Annotated in this window: 15 protein-coding genes; 1 reads left to right on the top strand and 14 read right to left on the bottom strand. The window is 58.3% G+C overall.

What is annotated here, in order from left to right:
- Position 1 precedes the first annotated feature (1 nt).
- From ribD to ACR0NF_RS01790, 6 genes are all read right to left on the bottom strand, one after another.
- Positions 2-1,102 carry a bifunctional diaminohydroxyphosphoribosylaminopyrimidine deaminase/5-amino-6-(5-phosphoribosylamino)uracil reductase RibD gene (ribD, locus tag ACR0NF_RS01815; protein ID WP_480777675.1) on the bottom strand — a complete coding sequence of 367 codons (1,101 nt, stop codon included), beginning with the start codon at positions 1,100-1,102 and terminating at the stop codon, positions 2-4.
- Positions 1,099-1,569: a transcriptional regulator NrdR gene (gene nrdR, locus ACR0NF_RS01810; protein WP_480469369.1), complete on the bottom strand. Its 471-nt coding sequence runs from the start codon at positions 1,567-1,569 to the stop codon at positions 1,099-1,101. Before nrdR ends, ribD begins: the two co-directional genes overlap by 4 nt.
- A gap of 120 nt (positions 1,570-1,689) precedes the next feature.
- The gene (locus ACR0NF_RS01805) at positions 1,690-2,103 is read right to left on the bottom strand and encodes a secondary thiamine-phosphate synthase enzyme YjbQ (RefSeq protein ID WP_480777674.1); all 414 of its coding nucleotides are present in this window, start codon (positions 2,101-2,103) and stop codon (positions 1,690-1,692) included.
- Between the two features lie 3 nt (positions 2,104-2,106).
- Complete coding sequence (locus tag ACR0NF_RS01800; protein WP_480469367.1) at positions 2,107-2,502, bottom strand: hypothetical protein; 396 nt, start codon at positions 2,500-2,502, stop codon at positions 2,107-2,109.
- 78 nt (positions 2,503-2,580) lie between these two features.
- Positions 2,581-3,135 carry a DUF4166 domain-containing protein gene (locus tag ACR0NF_RS01795; RefSeq protein ID WP_480777673.1) on the bottom strand — a complete coding sequence of 185 codons (555 nt, stop codon included), beginning with the start codon at positions 3,133-3,135 and terminating at the stop codon, positions 2,581-2,583.
- Entirely contained in the window at positions 3,125-3,550 is a 426-nt protein-coding gene (locus ACR0NF_RS01790; protein WP_480469365.1) for a thiol-disulfide oxidoreductase DCC family protein, read from the bottom strand. Before ACR0NF_RS01790 ends, ACR0NF_RS01795 begins: the two co-directional genes overlap by 11 nt.
- 317 nt (positions 3,551-3,867) lie before the next feature.
- Between ACR0NF_RS01790 and ACR0NF_RS01785 the strand changes: the two genes are divergently transcribed.
- Positions 3,868-4,887: a helix-turn-helix domain-containing protein gene (locus ACR0NF_RS01785; RefSeq protein WP_480777672.1), complete on the top strand. Its 1,020-nt coding sequence runs from the start codon at positions 3,868-3,870 to the stop codon at positions 4,885-4,887.
- Between the two features lie 171 nt (positions 4,888-5,058).
- On the opposite strand, the gene rpoD is transcribed toward ACR0NF_RS01785, so the two are convergent.
- The 8 genes from rpoD to ACR0NF_RS01745 all read right to left on the bottom strand — a co-directional run bounded on the left by rpoD (position 5,059) and on the right by ACR0NF_RS01745 (position 16,376).
- Positions 5,059-7,047: an RNA polymerase sigma factor RpoD gene (gene rpoD / locus ACR0NF_RS01780; protein ID WP_480469363.1), complete on the bottom strand. Its 1,989-nt coding sequence runs from the start codon at positions 7,045-7,047 to the stop codon at positions 5,059-5,061.
- 114 nt (positions 7,048-7,161) lie between these two features.
- Positions 7,162-9,111 carry a DNA primase gene (gene dnaG / locus ACR0NF_RS01775; RefSeq protein ID WP_480777671.1) on the bottom strand — a complete coding sequence of 650 codons (1,950 nt, stop codon included), beginning with the start codon at positions 9,109-9,111 and terminating at the stop codon, positions 7,162-7,164.
- Between the two features lie 80 nt (positions 9,112-9,191).
- Positions 9,192-9,488 (bottom strand): hypothetical protein, encoded by a 297-nt coding sequence (locus ACR0NF_RS01770; RefSeq protein ID WP_480657258.1) that lies wholly within the window; start codon positions 9,486-9,488, stop codon positions 9,192-9,194.
- Between the two features lie 34 nt (positions 9,489-9,522).
- Entirely contained in the window at positions 9,523-10,068 is a 546-nt protein-coding gene (locus tag ACR0NF_RS01765) for a sarcosine oxidase subunit gamma (protein WP_480777670.1), read from the bottom strand.
- Positions 10,061-12,994 (bottom strand): sarcosine oxidase subunit alpha family protein, encoded by a 2,934-nt coding sequence (locus ACR0NF_RS01760; RefSeq protein WP_480777669.1) that lies wholly within the window; start codon positions 12,992-12,994, stop codon positions 10,061-10,063. Before ACR0NF_RS01760 ends, ACR0NF_RS01765 begins: the two co-directional genes overlap by 8 nt.
- Complete coding sequence (locus tag ACR0NF_RS01755; protein ID WP_480666701.1) at positions 12,991-13,254, bottom strand: sarcosine oxidase subunit delta; 264 nt, start codon at positions 13,252-13,254, stop codon at positions 12,991-12,993. Before ACR0NF_RS01755 ends, ACR0NF_RS01760 begins: the two co-directional genes overlap by 4 nt.
- Before the next feature lie 55 nt (positions 13,255-13,309).
- Positions 13,310-14,563, bottom strand: a complete 1,254-nt coding sequence (locus tag ACR0NF_RS01750) for a sarcosine oxidase subunit beta family protein (RefSeq protein WP_480777668.1) — start codon at positions 14,561-14,563, stop codon at positions 13,310-13,312.
- Positions 14,564-14,945: 382 nt separating this feature from the next.
- Positions 14,946-16,376 (bottom strand): Glu/Leu/Phe/Val family dehydrogenase, encoded by a 1,431-nt coding sequence (locus tag ACR0NF_RS01745; RefSeq protein ID WP_480469356.1) that lies wholly within the window; start codon positions 16,374-16,376, stop codon positions 14,946-14,948.
- Positions 16,377-16,714 lie beyond the last annotated feature (338 nt).

Below are 16,714 nucleotides of genomic sequence, written 5' to 3'. Positions count from 1 at the left end.
TTCAGCGCGTCGTCCGCGCCCAGCGATGCAGGAGGTCACCGCCCAAAACCCGCGTCTCGATCAAATCGAATCGGGGGGCGGCTTCGAGCGTCTCAAGACCAAGCGCGCCAATTGCAGACAGCCCCTCGGCCCCGATCATCAACCCTGCGGTGAAGCCCACCAGCTCGTCCACCAGATCAGCCTTGAGCAGAGAGCCTGCCAAAGCCGACCCTCCCTCGCAGAATATGCGTGTCAGACCAGCCTGACCAAGCTGTTGTAAAAGGTCGGCGGCGTCGACGTGATGCCCCTGAAGCGCGCAGGGGATTAGCCTTGCGCCCAGCCCCTCCCACGTGCGGGCACGTTCGGCATCGGGGTGCGGACCATGGCAGAGCCAGACTGGAATATCTTTCGCAGTCCGAGCCAGTTGCCCCATCAAGGGCAGGTCGAGATGGCGTGACACGATCACACGTACGGGCTGCTGCGTCACGCCCAGATCGCGCACTGTCAGCGACGGATCATCCGCCCGCGCCGTCCCTGCCCCGACCATAACCGCATCATGCCGGGCACGCATCGCATGGACTGCCCGCCGCGCCTCGGGGCCCGTGATCCACTGGCTGTGGCCGCTCTCCGTTGCGATCCGCCCATCAAAGCTGCTGGCCAGTTTGAGCGTCACAAACGGGCGGCCTTGTTCCGTTTTCAGGAAGAACCCCACATGGTCCTGCTCGGCCTCATAAGCCATGACGCCGGTCTGCACGTCGATCCCGGCAGCGCGCAACATGTCAAAGCCCTGCCCGGCCACCCGCGGATCGCTGTCCTCAATTGCGCAGACGACGCGTGCGACCTTGGCGTCGATTAATGCCTGTGCGCAGGGCGGTGTCTTTCCGTGGTGCGCGCATGGCTCAAGCGAGACATAAGCCGTCGCGCCCTCCGCCGCAGATCCGGCCTGTGCCAAGGCTTCGGTTTCTGCATGCGGACGTCCACCGGGCTGCGTCCAGCCGCGCCCGACAATCCGCCCGTTACGCACGACAACGCACCCGACGGCTGGATTAGGCCAGCATTGGCCCTGACCGCGCCGCCCTAGTGACAGGGCCAGCGCCATAAATCGCTTATCTGTTTCGCTCACTCATCCGTCGTGGGCTGCGGCGGGCGCAACTCGTGGACGAACTCCTCGAAATCATCGGCCGCCTGGAAATTCTTGTAGACACTTGCAAAGCGAACATACGCAACAGTGTCAATCCGGGCCAGCGCCTCCATGACGATTTCACCGATTTTATTGGACGGAATATCCGTCTCGCCCATGCTCTCAAGTCGGCGCACGATGCCCGAGATCATCTGGTCGATCCGGTCCGGCTCAATCGGGCGTTTCTGCATCGAAATGCGGATCGAACGCTCAAGCTTGTCGCGGTCGAAATCCTCGCGTTTTCCGTTGGTCTTGATGACAACCAGATCGCGCAGTTGCACGCGCTCGTAGGTGGTGAACCGGCCGCCACAGGCCGGACAAAACCGGCGCCTGCGGATCGCCACGTGATCCTCTGCCGGGCGTGAATCCTTGACCTGAGTATCGATATTTCCGCAAAACGGGCAGCGCATCCGCCGTCTCCTCGTCCCTAGTTCCGCCTCTTGTTGTAAGCACTACGGCCTACTTATCCACAACTATAGGACAGCCGCTAGGATTTGGGTAGTCGGAATTTTTCACCGCTAAATAAAGGGTCACGAGAAGTGCGCTGCAACCTTTCGCAAATGCGGGGCGTTACGGTGTTCAAACAGATAGATGCCTTGCCATGTGCCCAGAACAGGCTGCCCGGCTGTGACCGGAATCGACAGCGAAACCGGCATCATCGCCGCCTTGATATGAGCAGGCATGTCGTCCGGTCCCTCATAAGTGTGGCGCAGATAGGACATCGTAGGATGATCCGAAGGCGGCACCAGTCGGTCGAAGAAGGCGCGCAAGTCGGTCTGAACCTCGGGGTCGGCATTTTCCTGGATCAGCAATGAGCACGACGTATGCCGCACAAAGAGCGTCAGCAAACCATCTGAAAACGGCTGCAGCCACGTACGCACGGGCGCGGTAATCTCATAGAGTCCCGCGCCCTGCGTCTGGATCGTGAATTCAGACTGCGCCATGTATCAATTGCGCAGCAACCGGCGACTACAGCGGCCATTCGCACCTTGTACCGACATGCTGTCACCGGCTTTGAACCCGACAGAGATACTGCCTTGCTGATCGACGTTGGCGGGCATCTTCAGCGCAAACTGAACAGCTGTCTTACGCCCTGTCGTCACACTTGGACCATAGCCGCGCAGCACATAGATCCTGTCCTGCCAACCTGCCCCCAGATTTCGGCGCGCAAAGTCAGCAGCCGCGCACCAATAACCGTCAATGTCCTGGCGCCCGCGCGGAATAACTTCGAATTCGGTATTGTTGATCGCCGCGGTCTGAAAACCATTACGGGACGCGTTTGCGGTGACAGGTACGCTCAGCGCCATCAGAGCCGCAATCACCAATGAGATAAACTGTTTCATCGTTACCATCTTCCTGTTTCCACCTGAGGTATAGCTTAGCCCGGCGCGCTCGTCAGAACAGTGTGCCTCACAATCATTTCAGGCGACACCCTGATTTTCGTTATCGGGTGCCATCCAACCCTGATACCGGATCAACAGACCACCTCCGGGCAAATATGCTGAGATGTCGAAACAAAACCGCGATTGATCATCCTCGCCTTCGGTCGAAGCCGATCGGGGCAGCAGAAACCCCGGGCACGGAATGCCGAACAGGCAGAGCCGATGGATCGCGATGCTTAATCCTGTTTCGGCAGGGCTGGGCCGCATCCAAATCGTCAGCGCTCCGATTTGCTCGCGGACGCAGTACCGGGATTGATCAAAGCTGAGCAATGAACGGGTCTTGTGACCCGCGAAATCACGCGTCCAAATCCATCTGCCACCATCGCGCTGAATATTGAGCGATACGGGCAGGTCCTGGCCCGAGGGCGGGAACCGACCGGCACGCAGAGCCATCGCCACAAACGGCCCCCTGCCCCGCGTGACATCGCAACGCCCGAGATACCGCCCTTCGCGCCGATGCAAGGCTCGGACGGCTGGCGACAGACCCCGCCCTCCAGCGAGCGCTTGCAAAAACGGATCGTCGTCAGAATCCATCGATTGCAAACCGCTCGGTTAGCGACGGATCAGGAATTAGACAGGTCTGACGCCGCCCAAACAACGCGTATCGATTTCGGGCAATCGCATGATAAAGCGGGTCTTTTACGATGCGCGGCAGGTATCGGCAAAGTGCAAGAACCCGCCACAGCCCCGGCAAAGCCCGCATCGCCGCCGCAAAGGCATCCAGCCTTTGGTGAACCCGCCCGTTGACGATGACCAGATTGGTTTCAAAATCCGTGACCGGCAGACCCAGCTGCGCATAAAGTCTTTGCCCAAGCCGAGACTGCGCAGTGGCAAAGAGGAACCGGTGTTTCTTGTCGTGATGCAACATGAACCGAAAGAAACCGGAACACAGCACGCATTCACCGTCAAAGACGATCAGATCAGTTTCCGGCATGGTCAGGTCTGGCATGATGTTTAAAAGAGTTGCCGCAGAATTGCGGAATGCTCGCACGCTCATCGGATCGCTGCAATGCGACATGAATGGAACGGGAGGTGCCGGGGAACCCGTCGAGACGGTTTGGTAGACCGCTCGCCCAGGCTCTGACCTTATCCCCGATAAAGGTGCAAACCCGACAACAATTTCAAGATACTTCGGGTCAGATCGCCTGTCTTGGCAATTCCGGTCAATTCCTTGCGAGTTCAGGTCATCATCCCAAAAGCTGGCGTTACCTGCAGTATTGCCGCTAGGCTGTACAAATATATTCGCATGCATTTCAGGCAAGATAGATGGACGTTGATATCTCTAGAATTCAGTTGTTGTCCCACGCACTTGAGGCCCGCGCAAATGCAATGGTCGTTGATCGCGTACTCGGGTACAGCGATTTGCAACGGTCAGATATCGCTCTACCCGCCACTCAGTACAGCGCGCATAAAGAGGCGCTGTTTGTGCGCCATGCCTGCGACGCGGTCGGCGATATCACCTTTGGCGCAAGCGCAGGGCTACAGTTCAGCGCTTCATCAAGCGTCACGGCCTATATCAGTAAATATTCACGCGATCTGAAACAGGTGATGGAAAACACCGCACGTTTTCATGGCATCATCGACCCGGCTCTGGCCTTCCGCCTGCGTGTGTCAGGCAACTCCGCCTCGCTCGAGGCGAACTGGAAGGACCCCGGATTCCATCGCTATCACCGCCGCACCGAGTTCCTGTTGTTCGCGGCTATTGCCAGGATGCGCGCGTTAACACAAACCCAGCTGCAACCGATTGAAATTCGCTTTCAACACGAAGTTGGTCAGCACACGGACGCATTCGCGAAAATCGGAGGGTTCCCCGTGGCATTCGGGGCGGAACGGCTTGAGATCATCCTGTCGCTGCCATCTCTGGACACCCCGGTTCCGACCTATGACCCCAGTCTACGCGCCCATTTGCTGGAATATGCCGAGCGCCTGCTGGCCGAGCGTCGCTCACCTCAGCAAAAGACGCGGGCAAAGATCGAAGGTCTGATCACCGGGTCAATGCCGGGTAGCATCATTCAAGCCGAAGAAGCCGCAGCGCAGCTTGGTCTTAGCCCGCGCACCTTGGCGCGCCGGTTGTCGGATGAGGGGACCAGCTATCGTGAAATCGTCGAGGATTTGCGCTGCGATCTGGCGCAGACGTTCATCAAGAACGGCATGAACCTGTCCGAGATTTCCTATTGCCTGGGCTATTCTGACCAGGCCGCCTTTTCCACTGCCTTCAAGCGCTGGACCGGACAAGCCCCTAGCGCATTCCGCAAACGCGTCGACCATCCTCTGAACCGCAGTTGAGGGTGGCCGAGGGTCATCAGCGTCACCACCTCGCCCCGGCCTGTCCCATGAGTGGACACCCGCGATATAGAGCGTGCCACCACGCGATCCTTGCGCGTTCTCGCCAAATTGAAGTGAAGTTCGGCCATCGTGAACGACACAAAGAAAAAGGCGCCCCAGGGCGCCTTTGACTTACTGGTCCAGGAACGACCGAAGTTTCCGCGACCGACTGGGATGTTTCAGCTTCCGCAGCGCTTTCGCCTCGATCTGACGGATACGTTCGCGGGTCACGCTGAACTGCTGACCAACCTCTTCCAGCGTATGGTCGGTGTTCATACCGATGCCAAAGCGCATCCGCAGAACACGTTCTTCACGCGGTGTAAGCGAGGCCAGAACCCGTGTCGTGGTTTCCTTGAGGTTCTCCTGAATGGCGCTGTCCAGCGGCAGCACGGCATTCTTGTCCTCGATGAAATCGCCCAGTTGGCTGTCTTCTTCGTCGCCGATGGGCGTCTCAAGGCTGATCGGCTCCTTGGCGATCTTCATTACCTTGCGAACCTTCTCAAGCGGCATCTGCAGCTTCTCGGCCAGCTCTTCCGGCGTCGGCTCGCGGCCGATTTCGTGCAGCATCTGACGACCGGTCCGAACCAGCTTGTTGATCGTCTCGATCATATGCACCGGAATACGGATCGTGCGCGCCTGATCCGCGATCGAGCGCGTGATTGCCTGCCTGATCCACCAGGTCGCATAGGTCGAGAACTTGTAGCCGCGGCGGTATTCGAACTTGTCCACCGCCTTCATCAGGCCGATGTTACCTTCTTGAATAAGATCAAGGAACTGCAGGCCACGGTTCGTGTACTTTTTGGCAATCGAGATCACCAGACGCAGGTTGGCTTCGACCATTTCCTTCTTGGCTTGCCGCGCCTCTTTCTCACCCTTTTGAACCTGCTGCACGATGCGGCGGAATTCAGGGATATCCAGACCAACATATTGGCCAACCTGAGCCATGTCGTTGCGCAGTTCCTCAACCTTTTCGGTCGAGCGTTCGATGAACATCTGCCAACCCCGCCCCGGCTTCTCGGCCATTTCGGCCAGCCAGTTCGGGTCCAACTCGCGGCCACGATAGGCATCGATGAACTCGCGACGGTTGATGCGAGCCTGGTCAGCCAGTTTCACCATCGAGCTGTCCAGTGACATGATCCGGCGATTGATGCCATAAAGCTGGTCGATCAGAGCTTCGATCCGGTTGTTGTGCAGGTGAAGACCATTCACCAGTTCAACAATCTCAGCGCGCAGCTTCTGATAGGTTTCTTCGTCCTTCGCGCTGAAAGTGCCATCCTCATTCAGCGTCGCAGAAATCCGGCTGTCCTGCATTTCGGACAGCATTGCGAAGTCGGTCGAGATTCGTTCCAACGTAGTCAGAACCTGATCCTTCAGTGCCGCTTCCATCGCGGCAAGTGACATGTTGGCCTGATCGTCTTCGTCGTCATCGTCGTCGCTGGCGATCGGGTTGCCGTCAGCATCCAGCTCCGGACCCGTATCCTTTTCAGGTTTGGCTGCCTGAACTGTGGATGTGTCTACGACCGGTTCCTCAACCTCACCATCTTCGTCCAGCTGATTGCCGAAAGTCGTCTCAAGATCAATGACATCACGCAACAGAATGTCTTCGCTCAGCAATTCGTCATGCCAGATGGTGATCGCTTGGAAGGTCAACGGGCTTTCGCACAGACCGGCAATCATGGTGTTTCGACCGGCCTCGATCCGCTTGGCGATGGCAATCTCGCCCTCGCGGCTCAGCAATTCGACCGAACCCATCTCGCGCAGATACATGCGCACGGGATCGTCGGTGCGGTCCAACTTTTCGGTCGCGGCACCAGCCAGCGCAACCTCGCGCGGGCCTTCGGTGGTAACCAGTTCGGTCGAGCCTTTGTTTTCTTCTTCCTCGGCCTCTTCATCTTCGATGATGTTGATGCCCATCTCGGACAGCATCGACATGACATCTTCGATCTGTTCCGAGCTGACCTGATCAGGCGGCAGCACCTGATTGAGCTGGTCGTAGGTGATGTAACCTTTCTCGCGAGCCTCGGCGATCATCTTCTTGACCTGGGCCTGGCTCATGTCCAGCGAGATTTCCTGTTCCTGCTCGTCGGATTTGCGGTCTTCGTTCGTATCCTTGGCGGCCATTCAATGCTCCTGCAGGGATGGGTGATTCGTTTGGTCCGAATCATTAGCGCGTAGAAGTGATTCGGCCACCCGTTTACCCGTTTTTCTTTTCCAGTGCCTTACGAAAACACCACATTACCGGCGTTTCCGCTCGAAATTGATACCCGACATGATGGCCTCAAACGCGTCTTTCTCGTCGCGGTTGATTCGCGCACCATTGTCGGCGATGTCGAATACGGCCCTGTCTTCGTTCTGGCTACGGCTTGTGCGGTTGCGCTCTTCGGCGGCTTGCGCCAGCCGATATGTCAGCGCCTCATCGGCCAGATCGGACAGTTCCTCCGCCGCTTCGGCAATCTCAGCATCCAAACCCCGGAGCGCTTTGATCTTTGCGAGTTCCTCGGCCAGCGTCATCTCGGCCTTTTCAACGTCGCCCGGTTTGTACACACAGGGGATCACTGCGACATGGCGAAGGGCCAGCAGGTTTTCAAGGGGTTCCGGCCCCAAAGTTTGAACGATGTGGTCTTTCAGGTTGTCAGGATCGTCGATGGCATGGCGCAGGATCGCTTCGCGCAAGGCGGCGTGATCGGGATCGTGGCAATCCATTTCCTCAAGCTGATGCTCAAATTGTACGACAACCTGCGGATTTAGGATGGCAATTGCCAGAATGGCCGCTTCACGTAGCTGGATATCCGCATTCTCGGACGACGCCAGAAACGACGCGCGTGCACCGGGCGTGGCAGGCTGCGCCTGCGGCTGCCATTTTCCGCGCGGTTGCCACGCACGATTTTGCGATTGTCTCTGGGGGCGAAACAATTGCCAGCGCAGGTCCTTAATTTCCTGCCCGTAATGCGACCGGATCGAGGGGTCGCGGATCAGCTTGATCTTCTCACGCAGGGATTTATCCAGCGCCGCCTTACGCTCGGGACTGTCGAAGACCTTGCCGTCAGTCTCGCGTTGCCACAGCAGTTTGACCATCGGGATTGCAGCATCCAGCACAGCCTGAACCGCCCCCGCCCCTTCGGCGCGCAGCAGGTCGTCGGGGTCTTTACCTTCGGGCATCAAAGCAAAGCGCAAGGATTTGCCCGCCTCCAGCAACGGCAATGCCAAATCGACCGCCCGCATCGCCGCACGCAGACCAGCGGTGTCACCGTCCAGAGCGATAATGGGCTCGTCTGAGATACGCCAAAGCAATTGCAACTGATGCTCGGTGATCGCCGTCCCTAAAGGCGCAACCGACGCGCCAAATCCGGCCTCGGCCAGAGCGATCACGTCCATGTAGCCCTCGGCCACAATCAGAGACTGCCCCTTCCCCGCCGCCTGCCGCGCAGGGCCGTGATTGTAGAGGCTGCGCCCTTTGTCGAACAAATCGGTCTCAGGCGAGTTCAAATATTTGGCGTTGTCATTGGGGTCCATGGCCCGACCGCCAAAGGCGATGCAGCGTCCGCGCGGGTCGCGGATCGGGTACATGATCCGGTTACGGAAGGTGTCATAGGGTTTCTTGCCCTTGTTCGATGGCTTGGCCAGACCGGCTCCTAGGATCAAGTCCTCGGCCACGTTCTTGCCGGTCAGATGATCCCACAACGCCTGCCAAGCGTCAGGGGCAAACCCGATCTCCCACCGATCCAAAGCCTGTGCGTCCAGTCCCCGACGGGTCAGGTAGTCGCGCGCTGCGGCTCCAGCCCCGGTCTTGAGCTGTAGGCGGAAGAACTGGACCGCCTGCTCCATCACCTCAGCCAGTTGCGAGCGCCGATCCTGTTTCTCCTGAGCTTTAGGATCGCGCGCTGGCATCGGCACCCCGGCCTCGCGCGCCAGAATCTCGACCGCTTCAATGAACGAGACATTTTCGGTCTCTTTCACGAAACTGATCGCATCCCCTTTGGCGTGGCAGCCGAAACAGTAATAGAATCCCTTCTGATCATCGACGTGGAACGAGGCAGTCTTTTCATGATGAAACGGGCACGGCGCCCACATGTCGCCCTTACCCTGATTGGACTTGCGCTGATCCCACATGACCTTGCGCCCGACGACCTGCGACAGGCTGAGGCGTGTGCGTAGTTCATCCAGAAATCCGGGGGGCAAAGACATCTTTCAAACCTGCCAGAAATCGAAACGCGCGCCAAGGGCATGGCGCGCGGTTGTCCACAGGGAAATGTCCGGACTGTGGATTATTGCTGCAAACATAGCTCCAGCCATGCCGCACCGAGATCCTTCTTACGCACGTCGCGCATCTTTTGCTCATATACCCAAGGCGCAATCAGAGGAACCGCCGCATTATAGTTCTCGGGCCATGTCGGGCCGCTATCAGCTACGGCCTGCGCGACGTCGCGTTCCTTGACCCGGTCAAGGCGTGCCTTCTGTATCGCTGCAACCACATCAGCCTGATACTTACAGCTTTGTTCCTTGGTTTCCTGAGCAACCACTGGGGTGGCCAGCAGGGCCGCAACGATGGCGATACGCAACATGGGGATCTCCCGGATTCGTTTCTTTCAGTGCAGCTTACCCGCGCGCGGCGACGCCTTCCATCGCCCTTTTCAAATCGTGAACCAGTGTCTCGGCCATGGATCGGAAGACCATGATCTGAAACGCGTTCTCACCAACGCGCGTGATCGATGCGGTCATATGAAACAGCAAGGTCCTCGCAGTGTGCCCACGCTTGAATTGTGTGCCGCGCAGATCGACTGGCACCACGCGCGCCAGTACGTCTTCGACGTCAGCGCCCTCTAATCGGACCACAGCCCAAGCATCTGATTGGTCCACGATAGCTGCATTCTTGGTCAAGGTCGCGTCAGGTACAGGTCCCATCAGCATCGCATGCGCCGGGCCGAACCAGATTGCCCGCGCACCCGCTTTACCCGTTGCGCGGTTGGCCGACGGATAGGTCATCCCATGCGCTGTTTTCAGAGCTTCCGACAGCGCCTTTTGCTTTCCCTTGAAAGGCGAAATCGAATGGATCGCCCCCGCTTCTTCTTCGCTGAGCGTGACCGAGCCAACAGTCAGAGGCAGCATCCCGTCGCAAGGCGTTTTGGCGATCAGCTTATCCACGGACGCGTCCTCCTTCAGGGTCAAAGAAGACCGGGTTCACCACTTCGCACAGAGTCGTAACGCCGCGCAGATGATCGACCATTTTCACGATTTCCCCATACCTCTCGGGCCCATCCGCAAGAAAGCCCAAGCCCAACATCGTCTCCAGCGTAGGAGAGTAACAGACCGAGGTCAGATATCCTTGGTCATTTGTCCGCACCGGTTCAGCCTCTTCGTTGTAAAGATGCGCGCCGGCCAGCAGTTCCCTGCTTTCACCGATCGGCTTCAAACCGACCAACCGCTCGCGACCCGGCTCTTCCAGACCGGCACGTTCAGACATGGTTTTGCCGATACAGTCTTTCTTCTGCGACACCATCCGGCCCATGCCGATGTCATAGGCAGTCGTTCGCCCGTGGATCTCGGCATGCGTGATAAAGCCCTTTTCAATCCGAAGAACGTTCAGAGCCTCCATCCCGTACAGACCGCCGCCCAGCGCCTCGGCCCGTTCCGTCAGAATGTCGAATAGGCTCGTTCCATAGCGTGCAGGCACGGCGATCTCATAGGCATGCTCGCCCGAGAACGAGATGCGGAACAAACGCCCCTGAACGCCCAGAACCGAGACCGGGCCGCAAGCCATGAATGGCCAGTTTTCATCATCGAGAGGTTCATCCAGTAGCCCGTTCAACAACTCGCGCGAATTCGGTCCGGCCACCGCGAACTGCGCCCATTGCTCGGTAACGGAAGTGAACGACACATCCAGATCGGGCCGCAGACCCTGATGTACGAACTCCAGATGTTTCATCACCTCGCCCGCCGCAGCGGTGGTGGTGGTCATCAGATAGTGCGTCTCGCCCAGCCGCGCAGTGGTGCCGTCATCCATGACAAACCCGTCTTCGCGCAGCATCAGACCATAGCGCGCACGACCGACTTTCAGGGTCGAGAACATATTCGTATAGACAAAATCCAGAAACGCGCCCGCATCCGGCCCCTGTATGTCGATCTTGCCGAGGGTCGACACATCGCACACCCCAACTGCCTGACGCACCATATTGACCTCGCGGTCGCAGGATTGCCGCCAATTGGTTTCTCCATCTTTCGGGAAATAGCTGGGCCGATACCAAAGCCCAGCCTCGATCAGAGGGGCCTTCCGCGCCACGGTCGTCTTGTGCGAGGTTGTAAAGCGCTGCGGTTTGAACCCTTCACCTTCGGCCCCTGCGCCCAGCGCCGCGATGGCAATCGGAGAATAGGGCGGGCGGAACGTCGTGGTCCCGGTCTCGGGTATCCCGCGCCCGGTTGCATCGGCCAAAATGGCCAGCGCCGCCACGTTCGAGTTCTTGCCCTGATCCGTCGCCATGCCTTGCGTGGTGTAACGCTTCATATGCTCGACCGACCGGAAGTTCTCAGTCGCCGCCTGATTGACGTCTTTCACTGTCACATCGTTCTGGAAATCCAGCCACGCGCGCCCTTTGCCGGGTACGGCCCAGAGCTGAGCGATCTCGTAAGGCGTATCCTCGGCCTGCGGCAAAGTGATCTTGGGCACTTTGAAACCCAGATCACCAAGTAGGCCTTCAGCCGCCTCAACGCCTTCGCGCAGGCAGGCCGCAGTCGAGAACGAGCCATTGCACGCCCCCGCAGTCACCATGCCCGGCACTGCCCCCGGTGTTGGCATAAAGCCTTCAATCTCGCGCTTCCATGTTGGACGACTATTCATGTGGCAGGTCAGATGTACCGAGGGGTTCCATCCTCCGGTCATCGCCAGACAATCCGTATGGATGCGATCTTCGCCACTGGCTCGTCGGACGGTGATCGATTCCAGACCTTTGCGGCCTGAACTGCCACAGACCTGCGCGCCACGCAGCACCTCATAGTCATCCGATAAGGGCGCATCGTGGCGGCTGTCGATCACGGCGGCCACGTGGACACCGGCCTGTAGCAAGTCGCGTGCCGTACGATGAATGTCGTCGGTATTGCCAAAGATCGTCACGTTCTTTCCCGGGCTGACACCCCAGCGGTTCAGATAGGCCCGCACCGCTCCGGCAGTCATGATCCCTGGGCGGTCATTGTCGCGGAACGCCACCGGACGCTCCAACGCGCCTGCGGCCAGAACCGAGCGTTTTGCCACGATCCGCCAATAGGTCTCCAGCGGAGCGCCGTTCGGGCGGCGATCTGTGTGGTGCAGCACTTTCTCCAACGCCGCAAAGGTGCCCTGATCGTACGCCCCCGCAACCGTGGTGCGGGTCATCAGGCGCACATTATCCATGCTGCTGAGTTCGGCCAGAACCTCACCCGCCCAGTCATGACCCGGCTTGTCATCGACTTCATAGGTCTCAGCCAGCAGCCGTCCGCCCATCCGCGCATTCTCATCTGCTAAGATAACATCCGCCCCGGCGCGTGCGGCCGTCAGCGCGGCCATCAATCCGGCAGGCCCCGCACCAATGACAAGCAGATCACAGAAGGCATAGGCGCTTTCGTACTTGTCGACATTATCCTCACCAGACAATGCACCAAGCCCCGCCGCGCGGCGGATCACGGGCTCATAGAGCTTTTCCCAAAAGCTCTTCGGCCACATGAAGGTCTTGTAATAAAACCCCGCCCCCAGAAACGGAGCCGCCAAATCGTTGACCGCCATGATATCGAAACCAAGGCTGGGCCAGCGGTTCTGGCTGCGCGCTTCGAGCCCGGGATAGATCTCCTGCATGGTGGCGCGCACATTGGGCTCTTGCGCTGCGCCCTGTCCGACTGTCATCAAGGCGTTGGGTTCCTCGCTCCCCGCCGTCAGAACACCGCGCGGGCGGTGGTACTTGAACGACCGCCCCATGAGGCGGACGCCATTGGCCAACAAGGCCGAGGCCAGCGTGTCGCCCTGAAACCCCTCATAACCGACGCCATCAAAAACAAACGGCACCGTTTGCGTACGATCAATCAGCCCCTTGCCCGCGATCCTCATGTATTCACCTCGGACGCCAATTGCGCTCCCAACATCTCATGGGTGGTCGTATCGCGGGTGACGACGATCCACGCGCCGCAGCCACCTTCGTGATACCAAAGCTCTCGGGTTGGACCCGCCGGATTGTCTCGCAAATAAACGAAATCATCCCAAGCGGCCTCACCGGCATCCGGGACCGGACGTCCCAGATCGACAGCAGCGCCGCGGTAATAGAACTCGCGACGATCCCGCTCACCGCAATACGGACATGCGATCCTCATGACCACGCCCCCTGCTTCATCTTTTCAGAAATACTCAAATCCGACATCGCCACCCTCAATGCAGATTGTGTTGAGAGCCCTTGCCCTCTTCATCAATGATCCCGCGCCCGGTGCGGAAGCGATCGATCTGGAAACCGGTGGCGTTCTCATGATACCGATCCGTCGCGATCAGATGCGCAAATACATTGCCCGAGCCCGGAACCGCCTTGAACCCGCCGTAGTTCCAGCCGCAGTTCAGATAGAGCCCGTCGATATCCGTCCGATCAATGATCGGAGAGCCGTCGGGCGACATATCCATGATACCGCCCCAGGACCGCAGCACGCGCGCCTTACCAATCATCGGCATCAGGGCAACCCCGGCCTCCATCACACTTTCAACGGTCGGCAAATTACCCCGCGCCGCGTAAGAGGCGTAGAAATCCAGATCACCGCCAAAGACCAGCCCGCCCTTATCGGACTGGCTGATATAGAAATGCCCCATGCCAAAGGTCACGACATGATCAATGCAGGGCTTGAGCCCTTCGGTCACAAAGGCCTGCAAAACATGACTCTCTATCGGTAGCCGCATCCCGGCCATCGCCGCCACCTGTCCCGACCGGCCTGCTGCGACCATCGCCACTTTCTTCGCGCGGATCGGCCCGCGGGTGGTCTGCACGCCGCGCACAGTACCGTTTTCGATATCAACCCCGGTCACTTCGCAGTTCTGAATCAGGTCAACACCACGCTGATCCGCGCCGCGCGCATACCCCCACGCGACCGCATCATGGCGCGCCGTTCCCCCGCGCGGGTGATAGAGCGCCCCATAAAGAGGAAAGCGCAGATCGTCGAAATTCAGATAGGGCACCATTTCGCGCAACTCGTCGCGGCTCAACAGGATCGCGTCGTCGCCCTGACTGATCATCATGTTCCCACGTCGCGCCGCTGCATCGCGCTGCCCATCCGAGTGGAACAGATTGATGATCCCACGCTGAGAATGCATGACGTTGTAGTTCAGGTCTTCCTCCAGACGCTCCCACAGCTTCAGGGAATGCGAATAGAACTCGGAATTACCCTGCAGGAAATAGTTCGCCCGGACGATCGTCGTGTTTCGCCCCACATTGCCACCGCCGATATAACCTTTTTCCAGTACAGCTACATTGGTTAAGCCGTGCTCTTTGGCCAGGTAATAAGCCGTGCTAAGACCATGACCGCCGCCGCCTATGATAACGATGTCATATTCGGCCTTCGGCTCAGGGTCGCGCCAATGCGGCGTCCAACCCTTGTTGCCGGTCAACCCTTCCTTGAGAACTCTCAAGCCGGAAAAACGCATTCAGACCTCCCTGCGGTTCTGGTCGGCATCAAACCAACTCTGACCAGCAGTATCAACGCCTCCAGAGCGCGCCGCCCCCGTTTTCGACATGGACTTGTCTGTGGGCGACGAAACCTGGGCGAAATGCGATATCGGGGGCCTCTTCAATGCCGAAGCCGAAATGCAGCGCCTGCAATCTGAGCCGTACCCATCTTTGCTGGCTGATCTTTCGCTCATTGACGTCTTCCAACGTCAACGCGCCATCAAACCCGGCACCAGCGAAGGCACCCTAAATGAAACCATCAAAGGCATCGGGGTCGTTATTCAATTGTCGTGGACATCATCCAGCAACAATAACCGGACCAACAAAGTTGGTCCGGCATATCTCTTAAATACGCTGAGCTCAGAGCCCTTTGGCGCGATAGCTCTTCGAAACGCGGTCGATCGCAACGATATATGCGGCCGTCCGCAGATCTTCGACATCCGCGCGGCTGTGCCAGACCTCACTCATCGACTGATAGGCAATCCGCATCGTGTCATCGAGGCCCGAACGAACCAGCTCCAGCTCATCCGCACCCTTGAGGTACTTGGCTTTGAAGTCTGGCGACATCGACCATGCATCACCCAGATAGCGATCCAGCCGTTCCAATTCGCTGACAATAAGCTCATGCCGCGCTTCTTCCTGACGGCGCTGCATGCGTCCGAACCGGATATGGCTGAGGTTCTTGACCCATTCGAAATAGGATACCGTCACACCCCCGGCGTTTGCGTACATGTCAGGAATAATGACGGTGCCTTTTTTGCGCAGAATCTCGTCCGCACCTGCCGTCACGGGGCCATTCGCGGCCTCGATGATCAACGGGGCCTTGATGCGCTCGGCATTCGTCAGGTTGATCACGCCTTCCAGAGCCGCCGGAATAAGGATATCGCAATCCTCTTCCAGAACAGCCGCACCTTCTGCGGTATGTGTTGCGTCCGGATAGTCCTTGACGCCTCCATGCTTGACGATCCACTGGCGCACCGCCTCGACATCGATGCCATCGGGATTGAACAGAGCCCCATCCCACTCGATGATGCCGATAATCCGCGCCCCGTCCTCTTCGCTCAAGAACTTGGCCGCGTGATAACCCACGTTCCCCAGACCCTGCACGATCACGCGCTTGCCATCCAGTTTCCCGGACAACCCCGCTTTCTTGGCGTCTTCGGGATGACGGAAGAATTCACGCAACGCATACTGAACGCCACGACCGGTCGCTTCGACCCGCCCCGAGATACCGCCCGCATTCAACGGTTTGCCGGTCACACAGGCCCGCGCGTTGATATCTGTAGTGTTCATCCGCGCATACTGGTCAGCCATCCATGCCATCTCACGCTCACCCGTTCCCATATCCGGGGCAGGCACGTTCTGAGACGGGTTGATTAGGTCACGTTTAGCCAGTTCATAGGCGAAACGGCGGGTGATCTGCTCCAGTTCGTGTTCTTCATACTGACGCGGATCAATGCACAATCCGCCTTTCGAGCCGCCAAACGGTGTTTCAACCAACGCACATTTATAGGTCATCAGCGCGGCAAGCGCCTCAACCTCATCCTGGTTCACAGCCAGCGCATAACGGATTCCGCCTTTTACCGGCTCCATGTGCTCCGAATGGACCGAGCGGTATCCGGTGAAGGTCTGGATCTTACCTCGAAGGCGAACACCAAACCGCACGGTATAGGTGGCGTTACAGACCCGTATCTTTTCTTCCAAACCCGGCGGCAAATCCATCAGGGACGCGGCCCTGTTGAACATCAGGTCAACACTCTCACGAAAGCTGGGTTCTTTGATGCCGGTCATATAATCCTCCGTACCGGTAACTGGCAAACGTCATGACGTTTTGTCGCATCACTGACGCTAAGCCGCAATCGCCATCTGCACATTTTTTGATCAATTCATTAAGTCTACTTTTGAACAATTCATTAAGTCTGCGCAAATCAGAACGATCTGAGTCGCTCTCAAGCTGTCTCTGAACCAAATTGTCCACAGGGCGACAACAGAGCCACGCGCAACCGCCGGATTATCTTCGAAATGCCCGCAAACCGGCCAAAAGCAAGCCCTTTTCGCCCAATTCCCGCCACGTTTGAACACTAAAGTTGTACAGTAATTTTTTCCTTGGGGGCTTTATCGGCCTGCTC

The sequence above is a fragment of the Ruegeria sp. CF4 genome, from assembly GCF_056537345.1.
Note: the sequence above shows the minus strand (reverse complement) of the source record. Positions and strands in the feature narration are given on the sequence as shown.

Coding starts and splice junctions, on each gene's coding strand:
- ACR0NF_RS01790 (WP_480469365.1), bottom strand. CDS start 3,550: ATGCCAGACCTGACCATGCCGGAAACTGATCTGATCGTCTTTGACGGT.
- ACR0NF_RS01785 (WP_480777672.1), top strand. CDS start 3,868: ATGGACGTTGATATCTCTAGAATTCAGTTGTTGTCCCACGCACTTGAG.
- ACR0NF_RS01795 (WP_480777673.1), bottom strand. CDS start 3,135: ATGGATTCTGACGACGATCCGTTTTTGCAAGCGCTCGCTGGAGGGCGG.
- ACR0NF_RS01805 (WP_480777674.1), bottom strand. CDS start 2,103: ATGGCGCAGTCTGAATTCACGATCCAGACGCAGGGCGCGGGACTCTAT.
- ACR0NF_RS01750 (WP_480777668.1), bottom strand. CDS start 14,563: ATGCGTTTTTCCGGCTTGAGAGTTCTCAAGGAAGGGTTGACCGGCAAC.
- dnaG (WP_480777671.1), bottom strand. CDS start 9,111: ATGTCTTTGCCCCCCGGATTTCTGGATGAACTACGCACACGCCTCAGC.
- rpoD (WP_480469363.1), bottom strand. CDS start 7,047: ATGGCCGCCAAGGATACGAACGAAGACCGCAAATCCGACGAGCAGGAA.
- ACR0NF_RS01755 (WP_480666701.1), bottom strand. CDS start 13,254: ATGAGGATCGCATGTCCGTATTGCGGTGAGCGGGATCGTCGCGAGTTC.
- ACR0NF_RS01800 (WP_480469367.1), bottom strand. CDS start 2,502: ATGAAACAGTTTATCTCATTGGTGATTGCGGCTCTGATGGCGCTGAGC.
- ACR0NF_RS01770 (WP_480657258.1), bottom strand. CDS start 9,488: ATGTTGCGTATCGCCATCGTTGCGGCCCTGCTGGCCACCCCAGTGGTT.
- nrdR (WP_480469369.1), bottom strand. CDS start 1,569: ATGCGCTGCCCGTTTTGCGGAAATATCGATACTCAGGTCAAGGATTCA.
- ACR0NF_RS01745 (WP_480469356.1), bottom strand. CDS start 16,376: ATGACCGGCATCAAAGAACCCAGCTTTCGTGAGAGTGTTGACCTGATG.
- ACR0NF_RS01760 (WP_480777669.1), bottom strand. CDS start 12,994: ATGAGGATCGCGGGCAAGGGGCTGATTGATCGTACGCAAACGGTGCCG.